This is a genomic window from Pseudomonas sp. B16(2017) (assembly GCF_002113205.1).
GTDB lineage: Bacteria > Pseudomonadota > Gammaproteobacteria > Pseudomonadales > Pseudomonadaceae > Aquipseudomonas > Aquipseudomonas pharyngis.
Window position 1 is genome coordinate 34619 of sequence record NZ_NEKA01000001.1, and the last position, 11869, is coordinate 46487.

Annotated in this window: 12 protein-coding genes; 4 read left to right on the plus strand and 8 right to left on the minus strand. The window is 61.7% G+C overall.

Annotated elements, in window-relative coordinates:
* Positions 1–74: 74 nt before the first annotated feature.
* The 3 genes from CAG25_RS00165 to CAG25_RS00175 all read right to left on the minus strand — a co-directional run bounded on the left by CAG25_RS00165 (position 75) and on the right by CAG25_RS00175 (position 3225).
* On the minus strand, positions 75–653 hold the full coding sequence (locus CAG25_RS00165) for a YceI family protein (RefSeq protein ID WP_085612093.1): 579 nt from the start codon (positions 651–653) through the stop codon (positions 75–77).
* A 32-nt stretch (positions 654–685) separates the two neighbouring features.
* Positions 686–1237, minus strand: a complete 552-nt coding sequence (locus tag CAG25_RS00170) for a cytochrome b (protein ID WP_074692051.1) — start codon at positions 1235–1237, stop codon at positions 686–688.
* A gap of 215 nt (positions 1238–1452) precedes the next feature.
* The gene (locus CAG25_RS00175) at positions 1453–3225 is read right to left on the minus strand and encodes a flavin monoamine oxidase family protein (RefSeq protein WP_085611957.1); all 1773 of its coding nucleotides are present in this window, start codon (positions 3223–3225) and stop codon (positions 1453–1455) included.
* Positions 3226–3448: 223 nt separating this feature from the next.
* Between CAG25_RS00175 and CAG25_RS00180 the strand changes: the two genes are divergently transcribed.
* Both CAG25_RS00180 and CAG25_RS00185 read left to right on the plus strand, forming a co-directional pair.
* Entirely contained in the window at positions 3449–4855 is a 1407-nt protein-coding gene (locus tag CAG25_RS00180) for an adenosylmethionine--8-amino-7-oxononanoate transaminase (protein WP_085611958.1), read from the plus strand.
* Positions 4856–5007: 152 nt separating this feature from the next.
* Complete coding sequence (locus CAG25_RS00185) at positions 5008–5727, plus strand: 16S rRNA (uracil(1498)-N(3))-methyltransferase (RefSeq protein WP_085611959.1); 720 nt, start codon at positions 5008–5010, stop codon at positions 5725–5727.
* A gap of 4 nt (positions 5728–5731) precedes the next feature.
* Here the strand turns inward: CAG25_RS00185 and CAG25_RS00190 are convergent, their stop codons facing one another.
* On the minus strand, positions 5732–6634 hold the full coding sequence (locus CAG25_RS00190) for a transporter substrate-binding domain-containing protein (RefSeq protein ID WP_085611960.1): 903 nt from the start codon (positions 6632–6634) through the stop codon (positions 5732–5734).
* Positions 6635–6675: 41 nt separating this feature from the next.
* Positions 6676–7917 carry a D-amino acid dehydrogenase gene (locus tag CAG25_RS00195; protein ID WP_085611961.1) on the minus strand — a complete coding sequence of 414 codons (1242 nt, stop codon included), beginning with the start codon at positions 7915–7917 and terminating at the stop codon, positions 6676–6678.
* Positions 7918–8025: 108 nt separating this feature from the next.
* On the opposite strand from CAG25_RS00195, the gene CAG25_RS00200 reads away from it, so the two are divergent.
* Positions 8026–8937 (plus strand): LysR family transcriptional regulator, encoded by a 912-nt coding sequence (locus CAG25_RS00200; RefSeq protein ID WP_085612094.1) that lies wholly within the window; start codon positions 8026–8028, stop codon positions 8935–8937.
* On the opposite strand, the gene CAG25_RS00205 is transcribed toward CAG25_RS00200, so the two are convergent.
* Positions 8934–9551 (minus strand): hemolysin III family protein, encoded by a 618-nt coding sequence (locus tag CAG25_RS00205; RefSeq protein ID WP_011336351.1) that lies wholly within the window; start codon positions 9549–9551, stop codon positions 8934–8936. The two genes, CAG25_RS00200 and CAG25_RS00205, sit on opposite strands and share 4 nt — an antisense overlap.
* Positions 9552–9693: 142 nt before the next feature.
* Here CAG25_RS00205 and CAG25_RS00210 point away from each other — a divergent pair, with 142 nt between their 5' ends.
* Positions 9694–10614: a LysR substrate-binding domain-containing protein gene (locus CAG25_RS00210; RefSeq protein ID WP_064380129.1), complete on the plus strand. Its 921-nt coding sequence runs from the start codon at positions 9694–9696 to the stop codon at positions 10612–10614.
* Positions 10615–10651: 37 nt separating this feature from the next.
* Here the strand turns inward: CAG25_RS00210 and madM are convergent, their stop codons facing one another.
* The gene (gene madM / locus CAG25_RS00215; RefSeq protein ID WP_007953314.1) at positions 10652–11416 is read right to left on the minus strand and encodes a malonate transporter subunit MadM; all 765 of its coding nucleotides are present in this window, start codon (positions 11414–11416) and stop codon (positions 10652–10654) included.
* A 1-nt stretch (position 11417) separates the two neighbouring features.
* Entirely contained in the window at positions 11418–11834 is a 417-nt protein-coding gene (gene madL, locus CAG25_RS00220) for a malonate transporter subunit MadL (RefSeq protein WP_008063455.1), read from the minus strand.
* Positions 11835–11869: the final 35 nt, after the last annotated feature.

Genomic DNA, 11869 nt, shown 5'->3' on the forward strand with positions numbered 1-11869 from the left:
GCGAAGTTTGCTGCAGGCAATAAAAAACGCCCCCGTTCGCTAGACCGAGGGCGTTTTTGTGAGACCGGCGAAAATTACTTCGCTTTCACGCCTTCAAACGAAACGTACAGCTCGACCGCGTCGGACTTCGGACCCAGGTCTTTCTGCTTGCCGAAATCGGAACGCTTGATGGTGGTGGTGCCTTCGAAGCCGGCACGGTAGCCGCCCCATGGATCCTTGCCTTCGCCCAGGAAGGTCGCCTTCACAACCACTGGCTTGGTGACGCCCAGGATGGTCAGGTCGCCGGTCACGTCAGCGGTGTTGGCACCGGTGGACTTGACGCTGGTGGAGACGAAGGTCGCCTTGGCGAACTTGCTGGCGTTGAGGAAGTCAGCGCTGGCGATGTGCTTGTCGCGCTCGGCGTGGTTGGTGAACACGCTGGCGGTGTTCACATTGAACTCGATCTTGCTGTCTTCAGGCTTGGCAGCGTCGAAGCTGAACTTGCCATCGATGTCCTTGAAGGTACCGGTGATATAGCTGTAGCCCAGGTGGCTGATCTTGAAGTCGACGAAGGCGTGCTGGCCTTCCTTGTCGACTACGTAGTCAGCGGCCATCACATTGGCGGACAGGACGGCGGAGCCGATTGCCAGAGCGGCCAGAGTCTTTTTCAACATGCTTTGTTTTCCTTTGGAGTCGAGGTTGAACATCAGGCTTTGCGTCCCAGCATTCGTGTCAGGGTCGCATCACGATCGATAAAGTGGTGCTTCAATGCTGCCAACGCATGGAGACCGGAAAAAATTACCAGCGCCCACGCCAGCCAGAGATGAATCACACCGGCGGTATCTGCCTGATCCGGTAGTCCGGAAACCAGTGCAGGAACTTCAAACAGGCCAAACACCGGAATCCCGACACCGTCTGCGGTGGAAATCAGGTAACCGGCAATCATCACGGCGAACAGCGCAAGGTAAAGAAACCCATGGCCGAACTTCGCACCGATGCGGGTCATGCGGCTGTAGCTTTGCAACGTTGGCGGCGGTGGACTGACAAAGCGCCACAACACCCGCAACACCATCACACCCAGCAGCACCAGACCGATGCTCTTGTGCAGATCCGGCGCGTCTTTGCGCCAGGTGCTGTAGTAATCCAGCCCCACCATCCACAGACCCAGCGCGAACAGCCCGAAGACCGCCAGCGCCACACCCCAGTGCATGAAGATGCTGACCCAACCGTAGCGCGAAGAAGAGTTACGTAGCTGCATTGCCCAAATCCTGTGAGAACTGCGAACCAAGACTAGCGAGTTATCTATCGAATTAAAGCGGAAAATTTTGCTTTGAAATATCGAGAAATACGATCAAGAGTCTTGAACAGGGGAGTTAAGGAAAGATTAAAGACAAAAGTGTGGCGGGATGTTGTGAATCACGGGCAAAAAAAAGCGCGGCCTGAAAGCCGCGCTTTTTCATTCACCGCAAAGCCTTACTGCGCTTTGGTCTCGGTGCTTGCCGCCGGTTTAGCCGCTGGCTTCTTCGCCGGTTCAGCTTTTTTCGCCGCCGGTTTGGCCGGAGCTTTTTTCGCTTCGGTCTTCGCCGCCGGTTTTTTCGCTGCTGGCTTGGCTGCCGCTTTCTTCGCCGGCTCGGCTTTCACCGGGGCCGCTGGCTTCGGTGCTTCCACCGGGGCTGGGGCCGGGGTCGGTGCAGGCGCTGGGGCGGCTGGAGCGGGTGCCGGCTCTGGCGCTTTTACAGGCTCCGGTTTCTTGTCGTCGTCCGAACCGCCGAACAGATTGGTGAAGAAGTTGCCTTTCTTCGCCGCTACTGCCGCACCCGCACCCGCCGCTGCGGCGGTGGCCGCTGCCGGGCCGACCTTGACCGGTTCGAAGGATTTGCCCGCCGCCAGGTCTTCAACCTGACTGGCCGCGCGCTGGCCGGTGCGCAGTGCGCCTTCCAGCGTGCCCGGGTACAAGGTGTCGGTGTGTTCGCCGGCAAACGCTACGCGCTGCAGCGGACGCTCCCACAGGCGCCAGAATTTGCTGATCTGGCCAGGACCGAAGGCCAGGTAGGAACCACCGGTCGATGGATCGGTGCTGTAGCGACGGATTTCATAACCGGTGAACGAGCCACGGGCCTGTGGATAAAACGTGTGCAGGCGAATCAGCACCTGATCGACCATCTGCTTGTCGCCGAAGGCCTGCATGACGCGAGCGTTGTCGCCGGACAGGTTGATCACCACGTTGGCGCCGCCCTTCAGGGCCGGCTCGATCCACAACATGCCAAGGCCGGTGTTGCTGTAGATCTCGCCGGACATCCGCGCCTTGCTTTCCCACACCGGCGTCTTGAACTTCAGCATGATCTGGTCGCGCCAGCCGTAGTTGGTGCCTTTGATCGCGGCCAGGTGCTGGGCGTCCAGCGCCGGAGTCAGCTGGATCTTGTTGAGGGCGCGCAACGGCACCGCCAGCACAACGTAATCGGCCTGGTAGCCGACGCTGCCGACCTTGACGGTCACGCCGTCCTTGTCCTGGGTGATGGCAGATACTGGCGAGTTGGTCTTGATGGTTTTCAGCTGTTTGACGAAGGCCTGGGCCAGCACCGGGCTGCCACCGACCAGACGCGAAGCGCGCAGGTCACGGTCGGACACGCCGCGATACACCCGGCTCTGCTGCGCGAAGTACAGCAGCGACAGGCGCGAAGGCTCGTCGTAGTGGGTGCGGATATCCTGGTTGATCAGCTGACGCGCGGTGGCCGGCAGGTTCTGCTTGTCGAGCCAGCTCGAGACGTTGATCTGATCAAGGGCGTGCAGAGTGTTGGTCGCCGCCGGGTTCTGCGGATCGTCGATCGAACGCGCCAGATCGTCACGGGTTTTCTCGTAACGCTTCAGCGCTTCGGCCGTGGCAGGTTGTTTGGCGGTCAGGTCGGCGGCGGAGAAATACTCGCCATCGATCAGGTAACCCGGGGTCCGTACAAATTCAGGCGCCGGCGTGGTGCTCAGCTTGAAGGTCGATACGTACTTGTTCAGCACCGGTTGAGTCTTGTCGTTGCCGATCCACTCGCTGGTGGCCATGCCCGAGCGACCGCCCAGACTCGGCTTGGCTTCGAGCAGCGTGACCTGCCAGCCCTTGTTCTGCAGTTCGTAAGCCGCCGTCAGGCCCGACAGGCCGCCGCCGATCACGATCGCGGTTTTATCCTTGGCCAGCGCCGTAACGCTGAACAGCCCCAACACCACCAGCGCACAGGCGCGCAGCCAACCGACAGACATTCAGCGAACTCCGGAAATACACGTAGGAAAAAGCAGTTTTGCGGGTCAGACGACCCAAAGAACCGCGAAGAATACGTCAGCCATCAAAACGCCGCCAGCGACGTCTATCGGCCCATACAAAGTAGCTCAATCGACACAATGGGTTGTTCCGGCGCGATGCATTGCATAGGCTTGCGCGATTGTTTGCCCGCGCCTGACGCGAGCCGCCTCGAGGAGACTGAACATGGGCCTGAACAACCAGTGGATGCAACGCGATCTCGCGGTGCTGTGGCATCCCTGCACCCAGATGAAAGACCACGAACAGCTGCCGCTGATCCCGATCAAGCGCGGTGAAGGCGTCTGGCTGGAAGACTTCGAGGGCAAGCGTTATCTGGATGCGGTCAGCTCCTGGTGGGTCAACGTGTTCGGCCACGCCAACCCGCGCATCAACCAGCGCATCAAGGATCAGGTCGATCAACTGGAACACGTGATTCTGGCCGGTTTCAGCCATCAGCCAGTGATCGAACTGTCCGAGCGTCTGGTGAAGATGACGCCGGAAGGCCTGAACCGGGTGTTCTACGCCGATAACGGTTCGTCCTGCATCGAAGTCGCGCTGAAAATGAGCTTTCATTATTGGCTCAACCGCGGTCAGCCGAACAAGAAACGCTTCGTCACCCTGACCAACAGCTACCACGGCGAAACCATGGCGGCGATGTCAGTCGGTGACGTGCCGTTGTTCACCGAAACCTATAAAGCGCTGCTGATGGACACCATCAAGGTGCCGAGCCCGGATTGCTACCTGCGCCCGCAGGGCATGAGCTGGGAAGAGCATTCGCGCAACATGTTCGCGGCCATGGAACAGACGCTGGCGGAAAACCATGACAGCGTCGCTGCGGTGATCGTCGAGCCGCTGATCCAGGGCGCCGGCGGCATGCGCATGTATCACCCGGTGTACCTCAAGCTGCTGCGCGAAGCCTGCGACCGTTACGGCGTGCATCTGATCCACGACGAAATCGCCGTCGGCTTCGGCCGCACCGGGACGATGTTCGCCTGCGAACAGGCCGGCATCCGCCCGGACTTCCTGTGCCTGTCGAAAGCCCTGACCGGCGGCTATCTGCCATTGGCCGCGTGCCTGACCACCGACGAGGTGTACAGCGCGTTCTACGACGACTACCCGACCCTGCGCGCCTTCCTGCATTCGCACAGCTACACCGGCAACCCACTGGCGTGTGCGGCGGCGTTGGCGACTTTGGATATCTTCGAACAGGACAACGTGATCGAGAACAACCGGGCGTTGGCTCAACGCATGGCTTCGGCCACGGCGCATCTGGTGGATCATCCGAATGTTTCGGAAGTCCGGCAGACCGGCATGGTCCTGGCGATCGAGATGGTCAAGGACAAAGCCACGAAAGAGGCTTATCCGTGGCAGGAACGTCGCGGCCTGAAGGTGTTCCAGCATGCGCTGGAGCGTGGCGCGTTGCTGCGCCCGCTGGGCAGCGTGGTGTATTTCCTGCCGCCGTACGTGATCACCCCGGAGCAGATCGACTTCCTCGCCGAAGTCGCCAGCGAAGGCATCGACATCGCCACTCGTGACAGCGTCAGTGTGGCGGTGCCGAAGGATTTCCATCCCGGGTTTCGTGATCCGGGCTGATCCAAATTATTCAAGATCTGTGGTGCCTGGACTTCCGCTTTCGCGAGCAAGCCCGCTCCCACATTTGGAATGCATTTCCCTGTGGGAGCGGGCTTGCTCGCGAATGAAGTCGACACCGTTTTAACTGATTCACATCTTTCCAGAGACTCCGAATGAGACTGTCCCGCTTTTTTATCGACGCCCCGCTGAGCACTGGCGAACACGAACTGCCGGAAGCCCAGGCGCACTACATCAGCCGCGTGCTGCGCATGGCCGAAGGCGATGCGGTGCAGTTGTTCGACGGCTCCGGCCATGAGTTTCGCGGATCGCTGGTGGAAGTCGGCAAGAAGCGCGTGGTGGTGCAGATCGACGAGCAGTTCGCCGGTCAAGTCGAATCTCCGCTGCACATCCACCTCGGCCAGGGCCTGTCCCGGGGTGAGCGGATGGACTGGGCGATCCAGAAAGCCACCGAACTGGGCGTGACTGAAATCACCCCGATTTTCAGCGAGCGCTGCGAAGTCCGCCTCAAGGACGAACGCGCCGACAAACGCCTGCTGCACTGGCGTCAGGTGGCGATCAGCGCCTGCGAGCAATGCGGTCGGTCGCGGGTGCCGGTGATTCATCCACCGCTGTTGCTGGCCGATTGGCTGAAACAGACGCAAGCCGAACTGAAACTGGTGCTGCACCCGGTGGCCGAACCGCTGATCAGCCATGCCAAACCATCAACGCTGGCGTTCCTGATCGGCCCTGAAGGCGGCCTGTCCGACGCCGAAGTCGAGCAAGCCAAGGGCAACGGCTTCCACGCCGCCCGCCTCGGCCCGCGTGTGCTGCGCACCGAGACCGCGCCGGTTGTGGCACTGGCGGTGGCGCAGCAACTGTGGGGTGATTTCTAACCCGTCACTGCACCGGATCACTGGTTGGTCTGGCGATGATTGCCTTGAGTTCGCCGGTCATCGGGAATTCAAGGTTCAAACCCTTCGGCGGGATCGGCTGCTCGAACCACTTGCGGTAGATCCCGTTGATCTCCCCCGAGCTGTACAGGTCGGCCAACACGCCATTCACCAGCGCAAGAAACTGCGGATCATCCTTGCGCACCATGCAGCTGTAGATTTCCCGCGACTGCTCCTCCCCCACAACGACCCAGTTGTGCGGATCGCGTGCCTTGGCCCGCTCGCCGTAGAGCAACGCATCGTCCATGTAGAACGCCGCCGCGCGCCCCGATTGCAGCATCTGGAATGCCTCGCCGTGATCCTTGGCGCTGATGACGAACATGTTCAGTTTGTGGTCGAGGTTGTAGCTCTTCAGATAACGCTCGTTGGTGGTGCCGGCGGTGGTCACCACGTTCTTGCCGCGCAGGTCATCGAAGCTTTTGATGCCGCTGTCCCTGGCAGTCAGCAGCTGACCTTTGACGTAGATAAAACCGTAGGAGAACGCGACCTGCTTCTGCCGTTCGGCGGTTACCCCGGTGGAGCCGCATTCAAGGTCGACTGTGCCGTTCTGAACCAGCGGAATCCGCGTCTGCGACGTCACCAGGTTGTACTTCACCTTCAGCTCCGGCAGCGCCAGTTGCTGCTTGATGCGCTCGACGATCTTGCCCGCAAGCTCCACCGAATACCCCATCGGCTGCCCGGTGTGATCGCCCACATACGAGAACGGCACCGACGCATCGCGATACCCCAGGGTAATGCTGTTGGCGCTGGCAATCTTGCCAAGCGTACCGGTCAGCGGCACTTCATTGGCCTGAGCCTGAGCACCGAAAACCAGCGCCAGAGTGCAGCCGAGCAACGTGATTTTTTGCATTGTTATTCTCCGTTGTGGGTGGGGTGTTTTAGCAGAAACCGTCACGCCGCACGGGGATTGAACCCGTGCAGATCAATGGATGTGCGCTGCTGGCCGATCAGTTCGCTGAGCAACTGCCCGCTGCCGCAGGCCAGGGTGAAACCGAGCGCGCCGTGGCCGAGGTTGAGCCACAGATTGCGATAGGCCGTGGCGCCCAGCAGCGGAACGCCGGTGGGGGTGGCCGGACGCATGCCGGCCCATTCGACGGCGGCGTCATAGTGGCCGGCGTCGGGAAAGGTGTCGCGGGCCTGGCGCTTGATCAGCGCCAGTCGCTCGGGGTCCACCGCCGGGTCGAAACCGACGATGTCGACCATCGCCGCCACCCGCAGTTGTTCGCCGATACGCGCGTAGACGATCTTGCGGTCGTAGTCGGTGATGCTCACGCCCGGCGCCCGGTGCTCGTTGCCAATCGGCACGGTCAGGCTGTAGCCCTTCAGCGGATACAGCGGCAGGCGCAGGCCGGGCAGCGCGAGCAACGGGCTGCGATGGCCGGCGGCGATTACCAGTTGTTCGACCGGCAGGGTCTCTTCGCCAAGTTCAATGGCCGATACCGCGCCGTGGCTGTGACGAATGCCGGTGACTGCCTGACCGAGACGAAATTCGCAGCGGCCCGACGCTTCCAATCTCGCCGCCAACTGTTGGCAGAAACCGTGACAGTCACCGACTTCTTCATCCGGCGTGTAGATCGCGCCTACAAACGGCGCATCGGTCAGTGCCGTTTCCAGTTGCGCACATTCGGTGGCGGACAACACCTGCTGTTGCTGCGGATCGGCGAGGCCTTTGCGTGCATGCTCGAAGCTGGCGGCGTTGCGGAAGGTCACCAGTTTGCCGTTGCGCCGCCAATTGAAACCGGTGAGCCCGTCGTCCTCACGCCAGCGTTTCAGGGTGCTCTGGCTGAACAACGCCAGACGCAGCAGATGCGCAGCGTTCTCACGGTTGACCGAGGTGCGGCACGCGGCGAGAAACGAGGCCATCCAGCGCCACTGCGCCGGGTCCAGGCGCGGGCGCAATTTCAGCGGTGAATCGCCGCGCAGCATCCAGCCGATCGCCTGCAACGGCACGCCGGCATCGGCCAGCGGCGCGACGTAGCGGTAGGACAACTGGCCGCCGTTGGCGAAGCTGGTTTCGCTGCCCAGCGACTGCCGCGCCTCGACCACCGTCACCTCGAAGCCGTCGCGCACCAGCGCCCAGGCCGTTGCCAAGCCGATCACGCCGCCGCCGATGATGCACACACGCTGAGCCATGTCCGTCCTTAATCGTTCTTGAAGACGAGGCCGAGGTTAGGGCGAGGTGACAGGCGCCGAACAATGAATAAAGATGCCAAACCTATAAACAAAGGTTATGGGATCGTCATGCGCCTTCGACATATCGAGATTTTCCAGGCCATTCGCCAGACCGGCTCGATCAGCGCCGCTGCGCAGTTGCTGCACGTCTCGCAACCGGCGGTGACCAAGGTGTTGCAGCACGCCGAGCAGCAGTTGGGTTTTCCATTGTTTCTGCGGGTGCGCGGCAAGTTGCAGGCGACTCCGGAAGCGCTGGAACTTGAGCGCGAAGTCGACAAGGTCACCGAAAGCCTGCAAGGCGTGCGGCGTCTGGCCCAGAGCCTGCGCCGCGAACCCGGCCACAGCCTGCGGATCGGCGCGACCCCGGCGCTGGCGCTGTCGTTGCTGCCGCCGGCGATCCGGCAATGGACGGCACAGTTCCCGGACATCGCCTGCGAACTGTCGAGCGCCCACAGCCGCGAGCTGATGCAGAACCTGCTGATGCGCGAAGTGGACGTGGCCCTGACGTTGCAGTTGCCGGACCATCCGGGGCTGAAGGCCCAGGCATTGGCCTCGGGAGTTCTGGTGGCATTGGCACCGAGAGGTTATTGGCCGCAGGAAGATGCCGGTCAGCCGTTGCCGCTGATGGCGTTGGCGGGAGCGCCGCTGATCGGGCTGTCCAGCGCCGACCCGCTGGCCGCCCGCCTCGATAGTTATCTCGAAGCGGTCGAGCCACCGCCGCGTGTGCGGATTGCCGTGCAGACGTATTCGCTGGCGCGGGCGATGGTGGAGTCCGGCGCCGGGGTCGCGGTGATCGATCCGTTCACCGCGCTGGGTGCCTCATCGGCCACCACCACTATTCGCCCTCTCGCCCCGCCGCTGCCGATCACGCTTTACGCGGTGACCCGCGCCACTGAACCGCCGCCGCATACGCTGAATGGTTTGCTGCAGATCTTCAGTCAACGCGCCGGCGAACAACTCGGCCGACTGATAGGCGCTTAAAGGACGTAAAACAGAATCGCCACAAAGTGCAGCAAACTCCCGGCGATCACGAACAGATGCCAGATCCCGTGGGCATGCCGCAACCGATGGTCGAGGGCGAAGAAGATGATCCCCACGGTGTACAGCACGCCGCCCGACGCCAGCCAGGCAAACCCCGCCGTCCCGAGCGCGGCGATCAGCGGCTTGACCGCCACCAGCACGATCCAGCCCATCACCGCGTAGATCACGATCGACAGGATCCGCGCCTCGGAGCGTGGCTTGATCTCCTGCAGGATGCCGATCAGCGCCAGCCCCCAGACAATCCCGAACAGCGTCCAGCCCCACGGCCCGCGCAGGGTCACCAGGCAGAAAGGCGTGTAACTGCCGGCGATCAGCAGGTAGATCGAAAAGTGATCGACCTTCTTCATGATCGCTTTCTTGCGCCCGCGCACGCTGTGGTACACGGTGGACGCGCTGTAGAGCACCAGCAAGGTGAAGGCATAAATCGCCACGCTGACGATCTTCCAGGGGCTGCCGTCGAGGCTGGCAATCACCAGCATCCAGACGCCCCCGACAAACGCCGCTACCGCACCGACCAGATGCGTCCAGGCGTTCAGTTTTTCTCCGTGATACATGTGTCGCACACCTCGATTTCATTTACCGCAACGCGCAAGGCTCGGGCCTTGAGCGTAAAAGCGCAATGTTTCCGTTCAACGCAGGCAGGCACCTGTCCTGATATTTGGGCACAATCGAGCGATACCAAGAAGAGTTCGCGCCATGCTGATCGACGAAGAATTGACCCTGAAGAAACTCGAGGTGTTCCTCGCCTTCATGCGCACCGGCAACCTCGCCCGCGCCGCCGCCGAGTTGCAGACCAGCAACGTCAGCGTGCACCGCGCAATCCATTCGCTGGAAAGCGCCCTGCGCTGTCCGCTGTTCAAACACGAAGGGCGCAACCTGACACCGCTGGAAAGCGCCTACGTGCTCGAAGAGCGGGCGCAGAAGCTGATTCAGGACGTGGTCGAAAGCGTGCGCCTGACCCGCGAAGCCGCCGGGTTCTCGGCCGAGCGCTTCAAGCTCGGCTCGCTGTATTCGCTGACGGTGAAGACCGTGCCGCAATTGATCATGGGTTTGAAGATCCGCCGCAGCGAACTCAACATCGACCTGATCCTCGGCTCGAACATCGACCTGCTCTACAAGCTGAAAAACATGGAAGTCGACGCGATCCTGGTGTCGCTGGACGACACCGTCAACGACCCGGACTGCGAGCAGATTCCACTGTTTTCCGACGACATTTTCCTCGCCACCCCGGCCGATTCGCGCTTCGCCCAACGCAGCGAAGTGGACCTGGCGGAGGTGCGCGACGAAACCTTCATCACCCTCACCCAAGGCTTCGCCACCCACCAGGACGGCATCCGAGTGTTCCGGCAGGCGGGGTTCGAGCCGAAGGTAGCGATGCAGGTCAACGACATCTTCACCCTGCTGAGCATGGTCAGTTCCGGGGTCGGTTATGCGTTGCTGCCGGGGAGGATTGCGGCGGTGTACGAGAACCGGGTGAAGCTGATTCCGCTGCAGGAGAAGTACCGGTTGCAGCAGCACATTGGCGTGGTTTTTTTGAAGGCTAAAGAGCGGGATCCGAATTTGCTGGCGTTGCTGGCGGAGTGTCGGATGTATGCGAATCGCCAAGGCTCACAATGATCGTTCCCACGCGAAGCGTGGGAACGATCATCCAAACCTAACCCACAATCCCGCGCACGATGAAGAACAGCAACGAAGGCCCAAGCAGACAACCCAATCCGGTGTGGAAAGTAGCCGTCAACGCCCCATAAGGCACCAACCGCCGATCCGTCGCCGCCAGCCCCGCCGTCACGCCACTCACCGTCCCGGCCAGCCCGCCAAACACCATCGCCGAGCGCGGGTTATCCAGGCCCATCCAGCGCGCCGCCACGGGCGTGCCGACCATCACCAGAATCGCCTTGATCAACCCGGTGGCAATCGACAGCGCCATCACATCCGACGTCGCGCCAATCGCCGCACCGGTCACCGGCCCGACAATGTAAGTCACCGCACCGGCGCCGATGGTGGTCATGCTCACCGCATCGCGATAACCGAACGCGTAAGCCATGCACGCACCGACAATGAACGGCAGGATCGTGCCCAGCAGCAGCGCAATCACGCCGATCATCCCGGCCTTCTTCGCCTCGGTGGCCTGCACCTCAAATGCGGTAGCGACGATGGCGAAATCCCGCAGCATCGCGCCACCCATCAGGCCGATGCCGGAGAACAGCGTCAGGTCCGCCAGGCCCTTCTGCCCGCCGGTCATGGTGCCGCCGACCCAGGCCAGCACCAGGCCGATGACGATGGCAATCGCCGAGCCGTGAATCCGTCCGAAGGTCAGGCGTTTGGAGAGAATCACCGAGACCCACATGATCACGCCGACGAAGGCAAAGGCAGTGATCAGACCGTTGTGTTCCAGACCTTTCTCAATGAGATCCCACATGTCAGCGACCTCCTACCGGTGTGCCGACCGGGGAGATTTCCGCCGGCTCGTCGGGCAAAGGCTCGCCCTTGTGGGTGCGGCTGATCAGGGCAATGGTGCAGCCACAGACCACCACCGAACCGATCGCCGCCAGCACCGCCACCGGGCCGCCGTGCAGGGCGGTGACGACGTTCTGTTGCGCGGCCATCGCCACCACCACGGGAATGTACATGGCGCCCCAGAAGCCGACGCCCATCTCGCAATCCTTGGTCATGCCGCCGCGTTTCTGCATCCACAACCGCGCGCAGATCAACAGGATCATGGCGATGCCGACCCCGCCGACGTTGGATTTGACGCCCAGAAGAACACCGAGCATGTCACCCATGATCACCCCTGCCAGCGTACAGATCGCCAGCAGCGCCACACCGTAAATAATCATTGTTGTAGTCCTCAAAGTGCATCGTCGAATTGTTT